This window comes from Marinoscillum sp. HNIBRBA16962 (assembly GCF_057801515.1).
This window is the reverse complement of record NZ_CM173603.1, coordinates 3368163-3388951: the sequence shown is the minus strand read 5'-3', so window position 1 is coordinate 3388951 and position 20789 is coordinate 3368163. Positions and strand designations below refer to the sequence as shown.

At 45.1% G+C, this 20789-nt stretch carries 17 protein-coding genes and 1 pseudogene; 16 read left to right on the top strand and 2 right to left on the bottom strand.

Going from position 1 to position 20789, the window contains the following annotated elements; genetic code table 11:
* The first annotated feature begins 37 nt into the window (after positions 1 to 37).
* From AC3E9V_RS14085 to AC3E9V_RS14035, 11 genes and pseudogenes are all read left to right on the top strand, one after another.
* Positions 38 to 1132 carry a glycoside hydrolase family 88/105 protein gene (locus AC3E9V_RS14085; RefSeq protein ID WP_488748766.1) on the top strand — a complete coding sequence of 365 codons (1095 nt, stop codon included), beginning with the start codon at positions 38 to 40 and terminating at the stop codon, positions 1130 to 1132.
* 105 nt (positions 1133 to 1237) lie between these two features.
* The gene (locus tag AC3E9V_RS14080) at positions 1238 to 2173 is read left to right on the top strand and encodes a sugar phosphate isomerase/epimerase family protein (protein WP_488748765.1); all 936 of its coding nucleotides are present in this window, start codon (positions 1238 to 1240) and stop codon (positions 2171 to 2173) included.
* 128 nt (positions 2174 to 2301) lie between these two features.
* Positions 2302 to 4179 carry a right-handed parallel beta-helix repeat-containing protein gene (locus AC3E9V_RS14075; RefSeq protein ID WP_488748764.1) on the top strand — a complete coding sequence of 626 codons (1878 nt, stop codon included), beginning with the start codon at positions 2302 to 2304 and terminating at the stop codon, positions 4177 to 4179.
* A gap of 13 nt (positions 4180 to 4192) precedes the next feature.
* Positions 4193 to 4849, top strand: a complete 657-nt coding sequence (locus tag AC3E9V_RS14070; protein ID WP_488748763.1) for a DUF3826 domain-containing protein — start codon at positions 4193 to 4195, stop codon at positions 4847 to 4849.
* A gap of 299 nt (positions 4850 to 5148) precedes the next feature.
* Positions 5149 to 5526 (top strand): GxxExxY protein, encoded by a 378-nt coding sequence (locus AC3E9V_RS14065; protein ID WP_488748762.1) that lies wholly within the window; start codon positions 5149 to 5151, stop codon positions 5524 to 5526.
* 490 nt (positions 5527 to 6016) lie between these two features.
* Positions 6017 to 7147 carry a glycoside hydrolase family protein gene (locus tag AC3E9V_RS14060; protein WP_488748761.1) on the top strand — a complete coding sequence of 377 codons (1131 nt, stop codon included), beginning with the start codon at positions 6017 to 6019 and terminating at the stop codon, positions 7145 to 7147.
* 44 nt (positions 7148 to 7191) lie between these two features.
* Positions 7192 to 7416 (top strand): hypothetical protein, encoded by a 225-nt coding sequence (locus tag AC3E9V_RS14055; RefSeq protein WP_488748760.1) that lies wholly within the window; start codon positions 7192 to 7194, stop codon positions 7414 to 7416.
* A gap of 179 nt (positions 7417 to 7595) precedes the next feature.
* Entirely contained in the window at positions 7596 to 10055 is a 2460-nt protein-coding gene (galB, locus tag AC3E9V_RS14050) for a beta-galactosidase GalB (RefSeq protein WP_488748759.1), read from the top strand.
* 86 nt (positions 10056 to 10141) lie between these two features.
* Positions 10142 to 10381 carry a type II toxin-antitoxin system Phd/YefM family antitoxin gene (locus AC3E9V_RS14045; RefSeq protein ID WP_488748758.1) on the top strand — a complete coding sequence of 80 codons (240 nt, stop codon included), beginning with the start codon at positions 10142 to 10144 and terminating at the stop codon, positions 10379 to 10381.
* Complete coding sequence (locus AC3E9V_RS14040) at positions 10378 to 10755, top strand: type II toxin-antitoxin system VapC family toxin (RefSeq protein WP_488748757.1); 378 nt, start codon at positions 10378 to 10380, stop codon at positions 10753 to 10755. The genes AC3E9V_RS14045 and AC3E9V_RS14040 overlap by 4 nt, the downstream gene beginning before the upstream one ends.
* Before the next feature lie 30 nt (positions 10756 to 10785).
* A pseudogene (locus AC3E9V_RS14035) lies at positions 10786 to 10917 on the top strand (hypothetical protein); the annotation flags it as partial.
* A 407-nt stretch (positions 10918 to 11324) separates the two neighbouring features.
* Here the strand turns inward: AC3E9V_RS14035 and AC3E9V_RS14030 are convergent.
* A complete protein-coding gene (locus AC3E9V_RS14030; protein WP_488748756.1) occupies positions 11325 to 11591 on the bottom strand; it encodes a Txe/YoeB family addiction module toxin in 267 nt (88 codons plus the stop codon).
* Positions 11588 to 11830, bottom strand: coding sequence for a type II toxin-antitoxin system Phd/YefM family antitoxin (locus AC3E9V_RS14025; RefSeq protein WP_488748755.1), 243 nt, complete (start codon positions 11828 to 11830; stop codon positions 11588 to 11590). The genes AC3E9V_RS14030 and AC3E9V_RS14025 overlap by 4 nt, the downstream gene beginning before the upstream one ends.
* Before the next feature lie 156 nt (positions 11831 to 11986).
* On the opposite strand from AC3E9V_RS14025, the gene AC3E9V_RS14020 reads away from it, so the two are divergent.
* The 5 genes from AC3E9V_RS14020 to AC3E9V_RS14000 all read left to right on the top strand — a co-directional run bounded on the left by AC3E9V_RS14020 (position 11987) and on the right by AC3E9V_RS14000 (position 20756).
* A complete protein-coding gene (locus tag AC3E9V_RS14020) occupies positions 11987 to 14740 on the top strand; it encodes a T9SS type A sorting domain-containing protein (protein ID WP_488748754.1) in 2754 nt (917 codons plus the stop codon).
* A gap of 75 nt (positions 14741 to 14815) precedes the next feature.
* Entirely contained in the window at positions 14816 to 17062 is a 2247-nt protein-coding gene (locus tag AC3E9V_RS14015; protein WP_488748753.1) for a glycoside hydrolase family 31 protein, read from the top strand.
* A gap of 27 nt (positions 17063 to 17089) precedes the next feature.
* Positions 17090 to 17830 carry a phytanoyl-CoA dioxygenase family protein gene (locus tag AC3E9V_RS14010; protein ID WP_488748752.1) on the top strand — a complete coding sequence of 247 codons (741 nt, stop codon included), beginning with the start codon at positions 17090 to 17092 and terminating at the stop codon, positions 17828 to 17830.
* Positions 17831 to 18082: 252 nt separating this feature from the next.
* Positions 18083 to 19672, top strand: a complete 1590-nt coding sequence (locus AC3E9V_RS14005) for a sodium:solute symporter (RefSeq protein ID WP_488748751.1) — start codon at positions 18083 to 18085, stop codon at positions 19670 to 19672.
* A gap of 10 nt (positions 19673 to 19682) precedes the next feature.
* Positions 19683 to 20756 carry a mandelate racemase/muconate lactonizing enzyme family protein gene (locus AC3E9V_RS14000; protein ID WP_488748750.1) on the top strand — a complete coding sequence of 358 codons (1074 nt, stop codon included), beginning with the start codon at positions 19683 to 19685 and terminating at the stop codon, positions 20754 to 20756.
* Positions 20757 to 20789 lie beyond the last annotated feature (33 nt).

Genomic DNA, 20789 nt, shown 5'->3' with positions numbered 1-20789 from the left:
GCAGAAAAAAGAGCGACCGGAAAAGATGTCGGTACGCATGGCTGATTCGGAAATGGTACGGTTTCCCGAACTGTGGACGGTGGACGATATAAGGATTCCATTTTGGGGCTATACGCATGGGATCATTGCCAAGTCTATGCTCGATATGTACGATTATACCGGTAACAAAAAATATTTCGAGTATGCGGAGGATTATGCAGATACATTGATTCAGGAAGGTGGAGTGATCGTGACTTTCGACTCTGCCAGGCACAATATCGACATGATCAATCCGGGGAAGATCCTGTTTCCGATGTATGAATATACGGGGGAGCAAAAGTACCTGGATGCGGCAAAAACGCTACGGGAAGCAATGCGTCATCACCCGCGAACCAGTGAGGGTGGATTTTGGCATAAGAAGCGATATACGCATCAGATGTGGCTGGACGGACTGTACATGGGGGCGCCGTTTTTGGCCCAATATGCACAGGTATTTGATGAGCCGGAGTTGCTGACAGATGTAGCAAATCAGTTTAGACTGATTGATAAATATACCTATGATCCTGAAACGAGCCTTTATTACCACGGCTGGGATGAGAGCCGGTCGATGCTCTGGGCAGATTCTGTAACAGGCACTTCACCCAATTTCTGGGGTCGGAGCGTAGGCTGGTTTGCCATGGCACTGGTGGATGTGTTGGACTATTTTCCGGAAGATCACCCGGATCGACCCCTCTTGATCGAGATTTTAAATAAAACCGCAAGAGGCATCAAAAGCGTGCAGGATGAGGCTTCAGGGGTGTGGTATCAGGTGCTGGATCAGGGAGACCGTGAAGGTAATTACCTGGAAGCTACTGCATCGTCCATGTTCGTTTATTCGCTTTATAAAGGTGTACGCAAGGGATATTTATCTGAAGAATATCTGGAGGTGGCTAATAAGGGCTATCGGGGGATTTTGGATGAGTTCATCAGGGAGAATCCTGACGGGACCATTTCGCTGACACGCTGCTGTGCAGTCGCAGGGTTGGGGGGTGATAATAATCGAGATGGCAGCTTTGAGTATTACATTGGTGAAAAGATCCGTGATGATGATCCGAAGGGTGTAGGACCGTTTATCTGGTCAAGCATGGAATATGAAATGAATTCCCGCAGATGACGCAGATAAGCGCAGAGCAAGTGGAATGTTATTGGTTACTAAAATGATTGACTATCTGCGTAAATCAGCGTGATCAGCAGGAAGAATGTCTTAACATTAGTATTAATGAAAACAAAAAGAAAAGTACAAACTACCAGGCGATCCTTTTTATCTAAATCAGCACTGGCAACAGTTGCGTTGGCTACCGGACCGGTGGCGATGGCTGAAAGCAGATCGGCTGAATCTATGGTTGATCTCTTCAAAAAAGATGAGCGATACAAAGTCGCAGTATGCGACTGGATGATCCTGAAGCGTCAGAAACTGGGAGCATTTAAGCGTGCTTCCGAAATAGGAGCTGATGGTGTGGAAGTGGATATGGGTGGTTTGGGAGACCGGGTGACCTTTGACAACAAACTTCGCAATCCAGTGGAGCGGCAGGCTTTCAGGGAAGAGGCTGCCAAATACAACCTGAAGATTTCATCGATTGCCATGTCAGGGTTTTATGCCCAGTCGCTGGCGGAGCGGGACATTGCCCCGATGATGGATGATGCCATCAATACAATGGTGCTCATGGGAGTAAAGACAGCATTTTTGCCATTTGGGGTGAGGGGCGATATGGTGCAGAACCCTGAACTAAGACCGATTTTGGTGGATAAGTTTAAAAATATTGTTGCCCCAAGGGCAGAGGCGGCAGGAGTGGTGATCGGTATAGAAACGGCGCTGGATGCTGCTGGTGAGGTGAAGTTTTTGGATGAGGTTGGCTCCAAAAACATTCAGAGCTACTTCAACTTTGCCAATGCTCTGCAAAATGGCAGGGATCTGCACGATGAACTGAGGACAACTGGAAAGGACCGTATCTGCATGATCCATGCTTCCGATGAGGACAGGGTGTGGCTGGAAAACAATGAGCGTATTGACATGCTCAAGGTGAAACAAACCCTGGATGATATGGGATGGAGCGGCTGGCTGGTGATCGAGCGATCACGAGATGCCAGCAATCCTCGTGATGTAGTAGGTAACTATGGAGCCAATACCCGGTATCTGAAGTCTGTATTCCAATAATTTGAACATATGAAATGAGCATGATGCCGGGACGCGCAGTCCAACCGGGTATGCCTGGCTGGCCGCAATCAAAATTGGGTGGGGCACGCCTAGTGGCAAACCGCTTATTTCAGTAGACTTTTGAACATATGAAAAAAATAGCAATATTAGTTTTTTGTCTGTTTGTGACTGCCGGGCTTGCGGCAGAAACTGAGATATGGGTAGCTCCGTCTGGTAGTGACTTGAATGATGGCACCAAAGAATCTCCCTATGAGAGCTTACACATGGCCTTACGAAAGGCCAGAGAGCTTCGGCGTACGAACGATCCTTCGGTAGCTGGTGGAATCACCATTTACCTTAAGGGAGGTACGTACCAGCTTAATGAACCTGTAAGATTGAGGCCCGAAGATTCCGGAACACCTGATAGCCCTACGCTCATTATTTCCGATGGAGGTCAAAGGCCACTGATAAGCGGAGGTGTACAGGTAACAGGATGGGAAAAAGCCAGTGATATGGACCGATTCCCTCAAAAAGCTCGTGGTGAACTTTGGGTTGCACCTGCTCCAAAAGTAGGAGGAAGACCTATCAGCTTTCGCCAGCTTTGGGTGAATGATGTTAAAGCCAACAGAGCCAGCAACTTGAATGATGGCGAGCTGGATCGGATCTTATCAGTGAATAAAAAGGACCAGTCTTTTTACATACCTGTTCCTGACTATGACTTTAAAAAAATCGGGCAACTTGAATTTGTCATTCATCAGTGGTGGGCTATTGCTAATCTAAGAGTAAAAAGCATAGAAAAAGAGGGTAATAAAGCCCTTGTAAAGTTTCATCAGCCGGAGAGTCGAGTGGAGTTTGAACATCCATGGCCGGCACCTTTCATTGATGAGAAAAAGGAGTTAAATGGCAATTCAGCTTTTTATCTCGTCAATGCTCCGGAGCTGCTGAATGCACCGGGTGAATGGTACCAGGATATCGAAAATGGCAAGATTTACTACTGGCCAAGAAAGGGAGAAAATCTTAATGAAACAAAAGTAATAGCCCCTTACCTGGAAACTTTAGTTGATATTTCAGGTCTACCGGATTTGCCAGTTTCGCATATCAATTTTGAGCGTGTGGATTTTGCGCATACTACCTGGATGAGACCTTCAGAGGCCGGGCATGTTCCCCTTCAGGCGGGATTCTATTTACTAGACGCTTACAAGCTGAAAATACCAGGCACACCGGATAAGGCTGCTTTGGAAAATCAGGCCTGGCTGGGAAGGCAGCCGGGAGGGGTGGAGCTGGAAGGAGCACATCATATTCGGTTTGAAAGATGCTCCTTCAGGCACATGGCTGCTACGGGGCTAGATCTGATTTCCGGCACACATCACAATGAAATTGTAGGAAATCTTTTTGAGGATATTGGGGGTACAGGCATTCAGATCGGTTTTTTTGGAGATGAGAAGTTTGAGGCACATTTACCTTATGATCCTACGGATGAACGTGAAGTCAGTCAGCACGAATTGATTGCTAATAATCTGATCACCAACGTGACCAACGAGGATTGGGGCTGTGTAGGGATCAGTGCGGGCTTTGTTCATGATGTGGTTATTGCTCACAATGAAGTAAGCCGTATCAATTATTCCGGAATTTGCGTGGGCTGGGGATGGACCAGGACAGTTACCTGCATGAAAAACAACCAGGTGTTAGCTAATGAGATCCACCATTTTGCTGAAAATATGTACGATGTAGGAGGTATCTACACCCTTTCGGCCCAGCCAAAAACGCTTATCGAAGGGAATAGTATTCATCATTTAGAAAAGGCTCCGTACGCACACATTCCGGATCATTATCAGTACATCTACTTTGATGAAGGTTCTTCTTTTATCAAAGCCAAGGACAACTGGACGGAGAAAGATAAGTTCTTTTCAAACTCACCCGGCCCGGGAAATGAGTGGATCAATAACGGTCCGCAAGTAGATAAAGGAATTAAGAATAAAGCAGGGCTGGAACCTGCCTATCAGTATTTAAAAGATTGGTTGAAGTAGAAACAGAAAGATTATGAAGAAAATAGTATTAGCAATTTGCGTATTTGCATTTGGGTTAACAACGTCAGCTCAGTACGTAGATATGGATCAGGTAAACCCGGAATACATCAAGGTGCTGAAAGACAGAACCCGGAAGTTTCTGGAACCCATGAGTCTTGGGGGAAAGTATGATGAAGTACAATCTATTGTCATCGAGCAATACTGTAACCTGAGCGCTATTCATGATACCTGTGGTGTGAAGAAGAAATCAGTCCGTCCACTGGACATTTCTACGGAAGAGAAAGATCAGCTGATCATTCATTACGAAAATGAAAGGGACGCTAAACTTTACATCCGGCATAACACCTACATCGCTCAGCTACTGGGAGTAGGGTTGACTTATGATCAGGTAGATGAAATCAAAAACGGAATGACTTACGGAGTGATGCCTAAGACCTATGTGGCTTTTCAGGAGATGCTTCCGGATCTTACCGAAGAGCAAAAGCAAAAAATATGGGTGTGGCTTTATGAAGCCAGAGAAAGAGCCATGGATCAAAGCGAATCAGGTGACAAGCACAAGATGTTTGGAAAGTACAAAGGGAGGATCAATAATTACCTTTCTGACGAGGGTTATGACCTGAAAAAAGAAAGCGAAGCCTGGCATAAGCGGATGAAGGAAGATGGGGAATAGTTTTGTCCGCAGATCCGCGGGAGAAAAAAGTTTGCCCGCAGATTACGTGGAAGAGCGCAGAAAAGTTGGTTTTTTAGAGAACATAAGGAAAAAAGCTCTGCGAGAATCAGCGCTATCCGCGGGAGATATATTTTGCCCGCAGATCTCGCAGAGAAACGCAGATAAGGTGGCTATTTAGACCACGTAAGGAAAAAGATCAGCGAGAATCAGCGCTATCCGCCGGAGAAAAAATATACACGGGAAAATTGATTAAGATCAAAACAGTATCTTTCAGGATTTACAAATAATTGAAAGGTACTATGAGCGAAAATGAAATATCCTATAAGGTAAGAGGAGCGATTTTTAAAGTATTCAATGAGTTGGGGCCCGGACTACTTGAGTCAGCTTATGAGGCAGTTTTGGCTTATGAATTGGACAAGCAAGGGCTTAAGGTGAAGACACAGGTTGCACTTCCTTTATTTTATGAAGAAGTACAGATGGATGTAGGCTACCGATTAGATATTTTGGTTGAAAATAAAGTAGTAATAGAAATTAAATCAGTAGAAAACTTAGCTGAAGTACATCACAAGCAAGTTATTACTTATTTGAAATTGTCCGGTCTGAAGTTAGGGCTACTGGTTAATTTCAACTGTGACCGTATTAATGAATCAATATTTAGGAAGGTAAACGGACTCTAAATAAGCTGTATTACGCTGAAAAGTGCAGACAATGTTGTTTGGAGAAATAAAGCTCTGCGAGAATCAGCGTTATCAGCGGGAGAAAAAATTTTGCCCGCAGATTACGCGGAAGAGCGCAGATAAGTTGATTTTTAAGACCCATAAGGAAAAAAGCTCTGCGAGAATCAGCGCTATCCGCGGGAGAAAAAAGTTTGCCCGCAGATTACGCGGAAGAGCGCAGAAAAGTTGGTTTTTTAGAGAACATAAGGAAAAAAGCTCTGCGAGAATCAGCGCTATCCGCGGGAGATATATTTTGCCCGCAGATCTCGCAGAGAAACGCAGATAAGGTGGCTATTTAGACCACGTAAGGAAAAAGATCAGCGAGAATCAGCGCTATCCGCGGGAGATATATTTAGCCGGCAGATTACGCGGAAGAGCGCAGACAAGTTGGTTTTTAAGACCCATAAGGAAAAAAGATCAGCGAGAATCAGCGGGAGAAAAAATAAATAAAATGAACAACTTTTATCAAATCATATTTCCAGTAGTTGTCATACTCTTTTCTGAATGTCAAACCAGAAAACCTGCCGTAGTGCCAAAGGAGGTTATGAACAAAATCTATGAGGAAGTAAAAACACCCTATAAATATGGTCTGGTGATGGCACCGGAGGATCAAACCAAAAAGATTGATTGTCCCACCGTATTTCGAGAAGGTGATAAGTGGTATATGACTTATTTCATCTTTGATGGGCGTGGATATGAAACCTGGCTGGCGGAGAGTGACAACCTGCTGGACTGGACAGTCAAAGGTAAAGTGCTGGCTTTTTCCGATAGTACGGATTGGGATGCTAATCAGAAAGCCGGTTATCCGAGTTTGCAAGACCCGAAATGGGGTGGTTCTTACAAGCTAGATATTTACGATGGCAAATACTGGATGCCTTATTTCGGTGGTAGCTCTACAGGTTATGAGAGTGGCCTTTTGTCAATCGGAATGGCTTACACCGAACAGGACCCAACCACGGCTCACCTTTGGGACAGGTTGAAAGAACCCATTCTCAAGGCTACAGATGAAGATGCTCGCTGGTGGGAAAATAATACCATTTATAAAGCCTGGGTGTTGTTGGATGAAGAGGAGACCACCGGTTATCCTTTTGTGATGTATTACAATGCCCGAGGGGATAGCCTTAATCCTAAGCGTGGAGCTGAGCGTATTGGCATGGCTGTTTCAGATGACATGATCAACTGGCAGCGCTTTGGAGAAGATCCTGTGATCAACCACCATAAGGGCATTTCTGGTGATGCTGTGGTGCAGAAGATCGACGATGTATGGGTGATGTTTTACTTCGGAGCTTTCTGGCCCACTCGTAAAGATCATGATGCTTTTAATCGTTTTGCCTGTTCGTACGACCTGGTAAACTGGACCGAGTGGGAGGGAGTGGATCTGATCGCACCCTCGGAGCCTTATGACAATTGGTTTGCCCACAAGTCTTATGTAATCAAACATGATGGTGTAGTTTATCACTTCTACTGTGCTACCAACAGAGACCAGGAGCGGGGAATTGCTGTAGCTACCTCCAAAGATCTGGGTAAGAGTGGTATTCAATATGTCAGAAAACCGGAGTTGGAGGAACCAGATGTAGAGTGAGCTTAGCCCTATTATTCTTCAAAGCAATGATTTAACTTTAGGGTATGAATCAATTAATGACTAAATATCTTTCTCTGAGTCCGGATAAGCAGAAGGAGGTGGATGATTTTGTTGATTTTATGCTTTCAAAAGAGGATAAGCCGAAGACTTTTGATATGAAGAAGTATAGAACCAAAATCAAGGATATATCGACCTGGACAGAAGCCGACATCAAGGTTTTTGAGGAGAATCGTAAACATTTCAGTGAATGGAAACCGGAAGAATGGTAGTAGATACTGGGATTTTTATTGATTATTTAAGATTTTCATTGCTGCAACAGCCTTGGTTCATCGTCTTCCCATTCTTCCCAGAAATACCAAACACTTTTCCCGTATCGAGAACCTTTCATTGATTGACATTTAATGTAAAACGTTACGGTATCACTTAATCAAACCAATTATTATTCATTGTGGATTTAACAAATCGAAGGCTCATTAAGCATCAATATTTATTTCTCACTACACTGGTAGTACTTCTTTTTATGTCATCATCTTGCAAAGAATCCAACCCACGTGAGATTACTGACTTCAATCGCAATTGGAAATTCCACCTTGGAAATGACAGCCTTGCCTTTCAACCTCGTTACGATGATGTAGAATGGCGAACCTTGAGCCTTCCTCACGACTGGAGCATCGAAGGAACGTTCAGCGAGGATCACAAAACCGGTCAGGCGGGAGGGGCGCTTCCGGCAGGTAAAGGCTGGTATCGCAAGCATTTCAAACTAAAAGAATCCGATCAGGGGAAGTCCATTTTCATTGATTTTGGAGGAGTCTACCGCAATAGTGAAGTCTGGATCAACGGATATTACTTAGGCAAGCGGCCATTTGGTTACATCTCTTTTCGATACGACCTGACGGATCACCTCAACTTTGGAGAGCAGGAAAATGTAGTGGCTGTAAAAGTGGACAACACCCCACAACCCAACTCCCGCTGGTACACCGGTTCGGGTATTTACCGAAAGGTAGAGCTCGTCAAAACACAGCCTGTCCATGTGGGACATTGGGGGACTTATATTACTACCCCGGAAGTTTCGGATAATAAGGCAGTTGCGGTCCTTGAAATAAAGCTGGATGGCGTGGATTCAACCACGAATGTTGAAGTGCAAACGCAAGTCGTTGATCCGGGAGGGGCCGTAGTTGCCAGTAACAATACCAAAGTCACCAAACCGGTTATAACTCAGCGGTTTGACGTTACCAAACCTCTACTCTGGTCGGTTGATGACCCTAATCTGTACAAGGCCGTCACGAGGGTATATGCGGAGGGTAAACTTTCGGATCAATATGAAACACCCTTTGGGATTCGTGATTTCAGGTTTGATCCGGAAAAAGGTTTTTTCCTCAATGGCGAATACCTTAAAATCTACGGAGTGAACCAGCATCACGATTTAGGTGCTTTAGGTGCAGCTTTTAACAAAAGAGCTGCCGAGCGTCAGCTGGAAATCCTCAAAGAAATGGGAGTGAATGGCATCCGCATGGCTCATAATCCCCCCGCTGAAGAATTGCTGGATCTATGTGATCAGATGGGATTCATTGTTGTGGACGAGTCGTTTGACGAATGGAAAAAAACGAAAGCGAAAAAGGGTTATCACCTCAACTGGGATAAATGGCATGAGCAAGATCTGGAGGATATGATCTTTCGTGATCGCAATCACCCATCCATTTTCATCTGGAGTATTGGCAATGAGATTCGTGAGCAATTTGATTCCACTGGCATCACGATAACCCGGGAGCTGGCTGATATCGTCAGGAAGCTGGATACCACCCGAGTGATTACCAGTGGGCTTACTGAAAATATCCCGGAGAAGAATTACATCTGGCAGTCCGGGGCCCTGGATCTGCTGAGTTTTAATTACAAGCATGAGGCCTATGCCGATTTGCCTAATCGGTTTCCGGACTATCCCATGCTGGCATCCGAAACCTCTTCGGCATATGCCACACGCGGGCATTATGATATGCCTTCTGATAGTATTCAGCGCTGGCCAAAAGCGTATAACGAACCTATCCCCAACGCTAATCCTGATTACACCATCTCTGCTTATGATATGATATCTGCCTACTGGGGGTCTACCCATGAAGAAACCTGGAAGGTGGTAAAGCAGCTCGATCACATGGCAGGAATATACGTATGGTCAGGCTTTGATTACCTGGGGGAGCCCTCACCATATCCTTACCCGGCTCGCAGTTCGTATCTGGGGATCATCGATCTGGCGGGTTTTCCAAAAGATGCCTATTACATGTACCAGAGCGAATGGACGGATGAACCCATGCTGCACGTATTTCCTCACTGGACTCCCGCCCGAGGCGGGACAGGTTGGGTGGAAGGCCAGGTAGTAGATATCTGGGCCTATTATAACAATGCTGATGAGGTGGAGCTTTTCCTGAATGGAGAGTCACAGGGTGTAAAAAGCAAAAAGGGTGATGATTTGCATGTGATGTGGAGGTTGCAATTCACACCCGGAACCCTGAAAGCAGTGTCCAGAAAAGGTGGTCGGGTAGTGCTGGAAAAAACCATCAAAACTGCCGGTGAACCAGCGAAGATCAGGCTCACCCCGGATAGAGACCAGATCAAAGCGGATGGTTATGACCTGTCATTCGTTACGGTTGACATTCTGGATGAAGGAGAAAATTTTGTTCCATACGCCAATAATGAAATCACTTTTGAAATAGAAGGACCGGGTAAGATTGTTGGTACAGATAATGGTTACCAGGCAAGCTGGGAGTCCTTCAAATCCAACCAGCGAAAAGCCTGGAAGGGCAAGTGTCTCGTGATTGTGCAGTCAGATGTTGAGGAAGGAAACCTTACCTTAACTGCGAAATCTGAAGGCTTGGAAAGTGATAGGATTCAGATAATAACTGTGAGTTCTGATTAGCTGATTGACGAGTAATCACCAACACGGCTGATTTCCAGATTTTAATACTTTTAGCTAACTTAGCTAAATACAGAAAGTGATGAGCTATGGAAGTGATCAATATGCATGAAGCAAAGTCCAACCTCTCCAAATTGGTGGAAAGAGTAATAGCTGGTGATACTATATATATCAGCCGCAGGGGCAAAGTGGTAGCACAGCTCTCATCCATAAGCAACCCGGCCAAAAAGAGGACAGGCGGAGTTTGGAAGGACAAAGTCAAGATTAGTGAGGACTTTGATCATCTTCCGGATGAAATATTAAAAGGTTTTACAGGGACGGGGGAGTGAATCTGCTTTTGGATACCCATATTTTGCTTTGGTGGCTTTCTACACCATCCAAACTATCAAAACAAGCTTTTGAGCTAATAGAAAATCCGGAAAACAATGTCTATGTGAGCGCCACCTCAATCTGGGAAATCACGATCAAAAAGAAGCTTGGGAAATTGGAAATCCCTGACGGGATCAAAAAAGTGATCGAAAATGAAGGTTTTATGTTTCTCCCGATTACAGAGGTACATGCCCTGGCATTGGAGAAACTTCCTGACATACATCAGGATCCTTTTGATCGAATGCTAATCACCCAGGCTATTTTCGAAAACTTGATCCTGGTTACCAGGGATGCTCAAATTATGGCTTATGATTTACCGTTGGTGAAAGGGTAAAATGCCTAACCAGGGTGGTTCAAATCCAATCAGCGAAAAGCCTGGAAGGGCAAGTGTCTGGTGATTGTGCAGTCTACCCAGGATGTAGGAGAAATCAAATTAAAGGCTACTTCGGAGGGGCTGGAAAGTGAGGAGGTGGTTTTAGTTTCTGGAAAATTTTAGATTATCCTAATTTGGGAGTACCCATTACATGCCCATCATACCCACTTACCTATGTGGGTACCCCCACCTCATAGGTACCCCTCCCCACTTCAAAGATGCGCTCTTGCATCTTTTACATCCGATCGCGTATGTTTTATATTCAAGCTTGCATCTATTACATGCGAAGACGCATGTTTTACATTCGAGATCGTATCTTTTATATGCGATCTCGCATCTTTAACATCCGAGTTAGTATGTTTTACACTCGCTTCCGCATCTTTTATATGCGCCACCGCATGTAAAAGGTCCGACGGGAGTATGGATTTGATACAAAAGGCAAAGGGGGGCGATGGGAGCTATGGGAAATTCATCAAACCCATTCTCCATTACCGCTTAATTGCAACTTGACAAGCAGGATTGGTTATATCCTATTCGTAATGTGTCCACATCCTGATCACCTTCACAATTTTTTCGTTTTCCAGAACCTGATACACTAGACGATGTTGAATATTTATTCTTCTGGAATAAGCTCCTGACAGATCACCAACCAATTTTTCAAAAGGCGGATAATCCAGAAAGGGATCATTCTGAAGAATATCAAGCAATTCGGATATTTTCGGTTTTAAGCCTGAAGAAGCAGCTTTTTTGGCATCTTTTTGAGCTTGTTTTGTATAAACTATCTTATAATTGCTCACCAGTCCAATTCTTCAGACGTCTCTGAAAGTGGAGTGTCTAATCCCTTTCTAATCGATTCACGCATTCCTGGAATGGATATTAAATGCAGCGTTTCCTGAATAGCTCTCCAATCATTCTCACCTACCAAAATAGCATTGTGTCTCTTTCCTGAAATTTGAATTGGCTCATGGGTTTCTGAAGCCTCATCTACAATCTTGTAGATATTTTTTCTCGCTTCAGTAATCGTTAGATTTTTCATAACACAAACGTACGTTATAGCGTACTTATTTACAAATATTAGTAAGGTTTATATGGCAAAGCGTCGAGGAGTTCTTAACCTCCTTTTTGGGACCATCACAGTACAGGTAACTATTCCGCAACCATTCAGGTACTTTTAGCCCTCAATTAAAAACCTATGAGCAGAATTACTAAAAGTACTCTTTATTTTTCCCTTTTAAAGCTTTCATTGGTCTTTTTACTGGTCACCACTCCGGTCCTGGTATCCCTGGCCCAGGTGGTCAAAGTGGACCTCAACTTCGACCAGCGGCAGGAATCTGAGGTGCATTCACCCGGATATTCCTCATGGGTCATCAGTAGCGGATCTTCAGCTTCTTTTGAAGAATCCGGGGTTACCTTCAAATTTGTGGCGGATGGATTTACCTCCAGCTGGTATAAGGCCGGAATTCAAAATCCCTATTTTGCTCAGCTGGCTAACGATGGCTTAGTTAGTCAGGATGTTACCCTGGAGATCAGTGGTCTCCCGGCGGGAGAGCATTCGTTCTTATCATTTCACAACTCCTTTGATAACCCTGAAACAAACACTTTTGCCAACATTGAAATATTTGTCGGAGAAACGCTGGTACATGATGAATTAGTACAATCCAATCGTGTTCTAAATGATGCTGATGCGACTACTGCATTTGTCACGTTTACGCTGGGTGAAGGAGAAACTGCAATGATCAGGTTTCGGGCAGAGCCTGAGTCTGGAGCCACAAAAAAAGTGGTTTATCTCAATGGGTTTGAGTTGAATACTGCAGATGCTGCCCGTCAGCCGTCTAATCCTTATCCTTTAGACATGGACCAGCATGCCAACGCGGATGATGGTACCTTAAACCTGCAATGGAAGACTGCCGAGGGTGCGCTTTCTCATAATTTGTATGTCGGGCAGGATGAAAGTGAAGTACTTGCAGCCGGCCTGGAAAGTCCTGTTTTCATAGCCAACCTTACAGACACCACTTACCAGATTGCTACGGAAGGGTGGGAGCCTTATTACTGGAGAGTGGATGAGGTGTATGAAGAAGATACGGTGAAAGGAGATATTTGGTCTTTCAGGCCGAGGCACCTGGCATTTGATGAGGCAGAAGGTTATGGACGTTTTGCAATGGGAGGTAGAGGTGGACAGGTAGTTCACGTGACCAACCTTGAGGATGATGGCCCGGGCAGCCTGAGAGAGGCTGTAACCAATAGCATAGGACCAAGGACAATTGTTTTTGACGTGTCAGGGATCATTGAGCTTGAATCACGACTGGTTTTAAAGGATAATTATGTAACGATAGCGGGTCAAACGGCACCAGGCAAAGGTATCTGTATAAAAGGTGCACCGTTTGGCATGAGTGGAGCAAAAGACTGCATCATTCAAAACATCCGCGTACGGTTAGGTGCAGGAACTACCTATGATGGTATGGGCATGCAGGGCAGTGATCATTCGATCATAGACCATTGCTCGATCAGCTGGACTATAGATGAGTCATTTAGCTCCAGAAGTGCAAAAAACATTACCCTGCAGCGCACTCTGATCAGTGAAGCACTGAATGTAGCCGGACATTCAAATTATCCGGATGGAACTAAGCATGGGTATGCTGCAACCATAAGCGGTGATCGAGGCACCTTCCACCATAACCTTTTAGCGCACTGCTATGGCAGAAACTGGAGCTTGGGCGGAGGTCTGGATGGCAATGGTTATTATGCTGGCGAACTGGATATACGAAACAATGTAGTATACAACTGGGGTCATCGAACTACTGACGGAGGCGCTAAGGAAGTTAACTTTGTGAACAACTACTACAAACCGGGCGCCAGCACTGATTTCTTTTATGCCTTCAATGCCCAGCATGAAAATGTAGGGATGGGCACGCAGCGATGCTATTTTACCGGAAATGTAATGCCCGGGCATTTTGATGAAAACAGTCAGGAAGCAGGTCGCAAAGTGTCATATTCCAATGGGGCTTCCGAAACGTATGAAACGTACGTTGAGGATCCGTTTTTTGAGTCGTACGTTACTACTCAATCGGCTGATGAGGCTTACAAAGATGTGCTTTCTGATGTAGGTTCTATCAGTCCGATATTTGATGAGCATGATCAAAGGATCATCCGAGAAACCCTGGAGGGTAGCTATACTTACAAAGGCAGTCGCTCTGGTCTGCCGGGCATGCCTGATCATCAGGATGATGTAGGAGGCTGGGAAGATTACCCTGATCTGGTACGTCCGGAAGATTGGGATTCTGATGGAGATGGAATGCCTGACTGGTGGGAGAATTATAACAGTGTGAATGATGCGAATGCAGACCCGGATGCGAATGGCTATACCAACCTGGAGGAATACCTGCAGTGGATAGGCAAACCGCATTATTTTATTACGGGTGATTCTACATTGACTGTTGACCCTGGCATGTATACCCGAGGGTACCAAAATAGTCCGATATATGAAATAATCACCGCCGAAAACGGGAACGCGAATCTCTCTGAAGATGGAATGATAGTGTTCAATGGTAATCAGGAGGGACTTGCCGGATATTCATACAGTGTGACTGACGCAGAAGGTAGTAGCAAGACCGTGAAAATCAATGTTGCAGTAGGGCAATTCACCCTTTCTGAAGAAATCCCCAATGAAGGCGAAGAGGAGGAGGAAGAAGAGGCAACAGTGCTCGAAGTAGGTGCAAAATCCACGACGATTGCTTATCCGAACCCTGTATCAGATATCATCAGCATTCAGAGTGACCGGGTTATTGATTCCGTGGAAGTGATCAATATGCAGGGAAAAAAGGTTTTTTCCAGGCATGGTATTCACACGTCTACTGTTGAGTTTGACATCAGCAACCTGCAGAGTGGAATGTATTTTATCAAAATTATTGGGCCTGCTTACGAGGAGCAAATGAAAATAGTGAAGTAATTACCGGTGGTACCTCGAAGTGAAAATAGGTATCGTCACTTCGATTTTGCATATCGTGAATTATCAGTTTCATAAATGAACCAAACCAACTATCAGCTTTTTGATTTTCTCGAATTTGACCATGCTTTGGACGGTACGGAGTTGCTGTGGAAAGCCTGCACACCTACAGCTATAGCTGAAAAAAATGGAGAGGTCCACGTGACTGTTCCGTTCCAAAGGCATCTGCCACAGCATGATATTATACCGGATGAGTCCTGTCCCCGAAAAGATTACATCCTGAAGTTGAAAGCCTATGGACAACGTATTTTAAGGGTTTCCATTGGCATAGAGGAGGATACTCGAGACTCTGAAATGCTGCAGCTTCATGAAGACGTTTCAGCGAGCCCATTAACTTATGAAATGGGTAGGGACCAGTGGGTTGTAAAAGACCTATCGGGGCAGGTCAAAGCTGTTTTTGATTTTACTGAGCCCGCAATCGATCATTGGAGTGACTTATTGCCAGCACCGCATGAAACGTTTAAAGTGGCTTTTTATCCTGATGGAAAACATCGGGTTGATACAAGTGCCCGGGACCAGTTTTTCCCGGCAAGGAATGATGCCATGGCTTTGGCTTTTGTAGAAAAAAAAGGGAAGCCGGATCGGATCACTTTTTCTGTAGAATCCAGACCCGATGAGGTCTTTGTAGGTACGGGAGAGCGTTTTGCAAAAATGGATCTTTCGGGCAAAACTTTTCAGCTGAAAAACCAGGATGGTCAGGGAGTCAACAATCGGCGGACTTACAAAAATATCCCGTTTTATCAATCTAGTAGGAGCTACGGGCTTTTTCTCCATACGGCTGCATACAGCAAGTTTTCCCTGGCAGATCATAGCACCAGATCAGTTCAGGTTTTGGTGGAAGAGCCTCTTCTGGATGTTTTTCTTATAGGTGGAGAAAAACCAGCAGATATCCAGCTGGGCTATCGTCAGCTAACAGGCTTCCCGGCCATGCCTCCGTTATGGAGCTTTGGTATTTGGATGAGCCGGATGACCTATTTCTCAGCAGAGGAAGTGGAGGATATCTGTGAACGGTTGAGAAAGGAGCGGTTTCCTTGTGATGTGATCCACCTGGATACAGGCTGGTTTGAGACAGACTGGCTGTGTGAGTGGAAGTTTAACAAAGAGCGATTCCCGGATCCAAAGGGATTTATTGAAAGACTAAGGAAAAATGGCTTTCGCGTAAGCCTTTGGCAGATGCCTTATATAGCCAGAGAGGCACAGCAGCATGATGAGGCTGTAGCCAATAAATACATTGGTCCCTTGCTGGAATCTCGTGAACAGGGCGGCTCTAATTTTAGCGCACTGGATTACGCAGGTACTATAGATTTCACCTATCCCAAAGCAGTGGACTGGTACAAAAGCTTGCTGAAGGAATTGCTTGATATGGGAGTGGTGTGTATCAAAACGGATTTTGGTGAGGAGATCCATCTGGATGCCGTTTATCACGGTATGGAGCCTCGGTTTCTGAATAACCTTTATGCGCTGCTTTATCAGAAGGCGGCTTACGAAATCACCAAAGAAGTAACAGGAGAGGGCATTGTCTGGGCACGAGCTGGCTGGGCTGGTTGTCAGCGATATCCCCTTCACTGGGGTGGAGATGCCGCTTGCACCTGGGATGGTTTGGCTGGTTCGCTGAAAGGCGGCCTGCACCTCGGCTTATCCGGGTTTGCTTTTTGGAGTCACGATGTGCCAGGCTTTCATGGTATTCCCAATTTTATGAATTCGGTGATTCCGGATGATCTGTACGTTCGCTGGACTCAGTTTGGGGTGTTTTCATCCCACATCCGTTACCATGGTACTTCTAAGCGAGAACCTTACGAGTATCCGCAGATTGCCGATATCATTCGCAAGTGGTGGGATCTGCGCTACCGACTGATCCCCTACATTTTGCAAGAAAGTGAAAAAGCCACGAAAACCGGTTTACCGGTGCTCCAGGCGATGATTTTTCATCACCCGGATGACAAACTCTGCTGGCACCTGGATGACCAGTATTTTCTCGGAGAAGACCTGCTGATAGCTCCCGTGATGAATAGTGAAAATCAGCGAGATGTCTATTTGCCGGAAGGTGAGTGGATCAATTTTTTCACCGGAGAACAACAGACCGGTCCTAAATGGCTCAAGGGTGTAAAAGTGCCTATGGAAGAAATGCCGGTATGGTGCAGGAAAGGAGCCAAGGTGCCTTTTTATCCTGAAAAGGTGAATTGCACGGATGAAATGAATTTAGATAGAACCATAGAGTTAAAAATAGCCCCTGGTTTCAAAGGAATCCTGGGTCATATTAAATAAATGATTCAAAAGTAAAAGTTATAAAATATGAGTGTTGCAATTACAAATGAGCAAATAGAGCAATTCCGTAAGAACGGTTTTGTGATATTGAGAGATGTGATCTCTCAGGAGATGATAGAGAAGATCCAGGATGAATGCGAGCGCTTCATCAAAGAAAAAGACGATGAGATGGACGCGAAAGGTGTAGAGGTGGATGAAATAAACCACAAGGGTAAGCGCTATTTCATTGCTATGAAAAATAAAAGCAGTCAGCCCATGCAGGAGCTGTTGTTTGGAAAGGAAATGGAAGCTATCACTCGAGCCATTCTTGGTGATGATGTGTATCTCTTTTTAGAACAATTTGTAGTAAAGGCTGCTGACAAGGGAATGAAATTCTCGTGGCATCAGGATTCCGGATACCTTGATTTTGAGCACAAACCTTACTTGTCCTGCTGGATGCCCCTGGATGACGTAACTGAGGAGAATGGTACTGTTTATCTTCTTCCATATGATGAGGCTGGTACAGACACGCGGATTGATCATGTTTTGGAGGAAGGCACCAATGATCGGATTGGGTATTTTGGTGATAACCCGGGAGTGCCAGCCATTCTTAAAAAGGGTGATGTAGCGCTGTTCTCCAGTACATGCTTCCACCGCAGTGGATCTAATAAGACCAATAAGTCGAGGAGGGTATTGCTTATGCAGTATTCTGCTGAACCCATCATGAAAGGAGAAAAACCGCTTTACCTGGCAGAGCCATTTGTGGTGAATGGGGAGATGGTAAAGTGATTTGGGATTTTCGGGTTGAGGATTTCGGGTTGAGGATTTTTTTGCAAAGGTTCTTTTTTTCTGGATAGGCAATCTATTGACCCTAAGACGGGAAATCGAAAAGATAAATTAACCGATATATTGAAAGAGTCTGATGAACTCACAGCTATTTTTATTGCGTCAGGAAAACAGCTAAAGGTAACAACAACAAGCAGGAGGATTTCGAATTTCCAAATCCACAATCCACAATCAAGAAATCCGAAATTAAGATAAATGGAAAACATCAACGATTATTTACAGACCATAGATTTTGTGATCGTAGGGCTTTACCTGGTGGTGCTGATTGGCATTGGGTATTGGGTGAGCTTTGTCAAAAAGAGAAACTCTGGCGATGAAAACCTGTTTCTTGCAGGACGATCATTGAAATGGTACAGCATTGGACTGACCATGTGGGGGACGAATGTCGGACCTTCTATGCTCATTGCTTCAGCAAGTATTGGGTATACAACCGGAGTTGTTGCAGGTAATTTTGGCTGGTATGCTTTTCCTTTTATTTTCCTTCTGGCAGTAGTTTTTGCACCCAGGTACCTGAAAGCAGATATCCAGACCTTGCCTGAATTTATGGGCAAACGCTTTGGACAAAGTACCCGAAACATTCTGGCCTGGTACACTACCATAACCATTTTGATCTCCTGGCTGTCGCTGACCTTGTTTGCCGGAGGTATTTTAGTAGGGCAGATCCTTGGTTTGCCCTTGTGGGCTTCGGTGATCATTCTGGTTTTAATTGCAGCCTTTTTCACCATCGCAGGTGGTCTGGAGGCCATTGCTTACACCAATGTCTTTCAGATGATCCTGCTGATCCTGGTCTCCGGGGCGCTTACGGTCGTAGGTGTGGTGAAAGCCGGTGGACCAATGGCGGTTTTTGAATCCGCTCCTTCAGGCTATTGGAACCTGCTGCTACCCATGGACGATCCCAATTATCCCTGGCTGGCAATCGTACTGGGATACCCGGTAATGGGTGTGTGGTTTTGGTGTACGGATCAGAGCATGGTACAATCCGTGCTCGGAGCAAAAAACCTCAGGCAGGGCCAAATGGGCGCCAACTTCACGGGCTGGTTAAAGATCTTTGATGTGGCGCTTTTTATTATTCCGGGTATCGTGTGCTTTATTCTATTTCCGGATCTAAATGACCCGGATGAGGCTTACATGACGATGGTTACGCGACTCTTTCCCGCCGGTATGACAGGTATGGTAATGGCTGTGCTGATTGCCGCCCTGGTAAGTACGATTGATTCCGCACTCAACTCTCTCAGCACGGTTTTTACTATGGATATCTACGTCAAAAAATACAGGCCTGAGGCCAGCCAGAAGGAGATCGTCAAAATCGGACGGATTGTGACCGTGATTGGCGCTGGTATTGCCATTGTTCTGACGCTGGCAATCGACAGTATCAAAGGGCTCAATCTGTTTGATGTATTCCAGGCAATACTGGGATTTATTGCACCGCCACTTTCAGTGGTTTTTCTGACGGGTGTTTTCTGGAAAAAGATGACCACCAGAGCAGCTAATGTCACGTTGCTGGGCGGTACGATCATTAGTATTGGGACAGGTGTTTTTTACCTCTGGATCTTCCCCTCAGCTGAGTATGACTTTTGGCCACACTTTCTACTGCTATCGTTTTACATTTTTGTATTCCTTCTTGGTCTGGCCTGGATAATTGCCAGCACAGATAAAGTGGGTCAGCAGGAAGAGCATGAGCTGGATATGACCGGCATTGAAAAACCTTCCCGACAGGTTTGGGTAGCCTGGATTGCATTGATTATCGTCATGGTTTTGCTGTATCTGATTTTTAACGGTCACTAACACTAAGTCAATGGGTTTGATAAAACAATATTCTCTTTTTAAAGCCAAAGCGAAGCTGGATGCACCAATCGCAGATTCTTCTCACACCCTTACGGAGATCTCTTTTATCGTTTTACGGTTAACCACCGATAAAGGGGTCGTAGGTGAATCGTACCTGTTGAGTTTCCAATACAGTCCGAATGCCATAGTGGGTGCCCTCAAGGATACCGGGGAGGCGGTAGTAGGAGAGCACATTCATAATACCGGCCTGGTTTTTGAAAAACTCAATGCTCTCAATGAGTATTTTGGTCAGGAAGGTGTGAATCGCTGGGCTCAGGCGGCATTTAATGTCGCTATGTGGGATGCCTGGTGTAAAGAGATAGGACAACCTGTATGGAAAGTTTTTGGTGTCAGGCGTAATTCGGTCCCTGTTTACGGGAGCGGAGGATGGCTTTCTTATTCCAGGGAAGAGCTGATCGGGGAGGTTACGGGATACAAAGAGCGAGGGTTTCAGGCGGTCAAGATCAAAGTAGGAAGTAAAGACTGGCGAGAGGATGTGGAGCGCTTACATTCCGTACTGGAGGCTGTGGGAAAGGACATTAACATCATGATGGATGCCAATCAGGGAATGGACCTTCCATCAGCACTGGCATTGGCCAAAGCCGCTGAAAAACTCAATATCCGGTGGTTTGAAGAACCAGTGGATCATGCCAATTTTCAGGGATACAAAACACTGAAGGAACAAACGGGCATATCACTGGCTATGGGTGAACGGGAGTATTCTTTGCTTCCGTTACAAGAGTTGATCAGGTTAAATGCATTGGATATCTGGCAACCTGATATGATGAGAATAGGGGGAGTAGAGGCGTGGCGAAATAGTGCAGCTGTTGCTCAGGCGAATCACATTGCAGTCTTGCCGCATTATTACAAAGATTACGATGTGCCATTACTCTGTACCATCCCTAATGGTGCCGGTGCAGAATCATTCGACTGGATTGATCCGCTCATTGATCATCCGATGAAAATCATTGACGGTATAGCCTACCCACATGATCGAGCAGGATGGGGGTTTAATTTTAAAGACTCAGTTTTAGAGGAGATTTAGGGTTGCGGATTTTGTGATTGTGGATTGAATTGA

What these genes read in the sequence shown, in the direction of transcription:
- AC3E9V_RS14070 (WP_488748763.1), top strand. Translation starts at nt 4,193, where the DNA reads ATGAAGAAAATAGTATTAGCAATTTGCGTATTTGCATTTGGGTTAACA.
- AC3E9V_RS14060 (WP_488748761.1), top strand. Translation starts at nt 6,017, where the DNA reads ATGAACAACTTTTATCAAATCATATTTCCAGTAGTTGTCATACTCTTT.
- AC3E9V_RS14045 (WP_488748758.1), top strand. Translation starts at nt 10,142, where the DNA reads ATGGAAGTGATCAATATGCATGAAGCAAAGTCCAACCTCTCCAAATTG.
- AC3E9V_RS14000 (WP_488748750.1), top strand. Translation starts at nt 19,683, where the DNA reads ATGGGTTTGATAAAACAATATTCTCTTTTTAAAGCCAAAGCGAAGCTG.
- AC3E9V_RS14020 (WP_488748754.1), top strand. Translation starts at nt 11,987, where the DNA reads ATGAGCAGAATTACTAAAAGTACTCTTTATTTTTCCCTTTTAAAGCTT.
- AC3E9V_RS14055 (WP_488748760.1), top strand. Translation starts at nt 7,192, where the DNA reads ATGAATCAATTAATGACTAAATATCTTTCTCTGAGTCCGGATAAGCAG.
- AC3E9V_RS14005 (WP_488748751.1), top strand. Translation starts at nt 18,083, where the DNA reads ATGGAAAACATCAACGATTATTTACAGACCATAGATTTTGTGATCGTA.
- AC3E9V_RS14080 (WP_488748765.1), top strand. Translation starts at nt 1,238, where the DNA reads ATGAAAACAAAAAGAAAAGTACAAACTACCAGGCGATCCTTTTTATCT.
- AC3E9V_RS14010 (WP_488748752.1), top strand. Translation starts at nt 17,090, where the DNA reads ATGAGTGTTGCAATTACAAATGAGCAAATAGAGCAATTCCGTAAGAAC.
- AC3E9V_RS14065 (WP_488748762.1), top strand. Translation starts at nt 5,149, where the DNA reads ATGAGCGAAAATGAAATATCCTATAAGGTAAGAGGAGCGATTTTTAAA.
- AC3E9V_RS14085 (WP_488748766.1), top strand. Translation starts at nt 38, where the DNA reads ATGGCTGATTCGGAAATGGTACGGTTTCCCGAACTGTGGACGGTGGAC.
- AC3E9V_RS14025 (WP_488748755.1), bottom strand. Translation starts at nt 11,830, where the DNA reads ATGAAAAATCTAACGATTACTGAAGCGAGAAAAAATATCTACAAGATT.
- AC3E9V_RS14015 (WP_488748753.1), top strand. Translation starts at nt 14,816, where the DNA reads ATGAACCAAACCAACTATCAGCTTTTTGATTTTCTCGAATTTGACCAT.
- AC3E9V_RS14075 (WP_488748764.1), top strand. Translation starts at nt 2,302, where the DNA reads ATGAAAAAAATAGCAATATTAGTTTTTTGTCTGTTTGTGACTGCCGGG.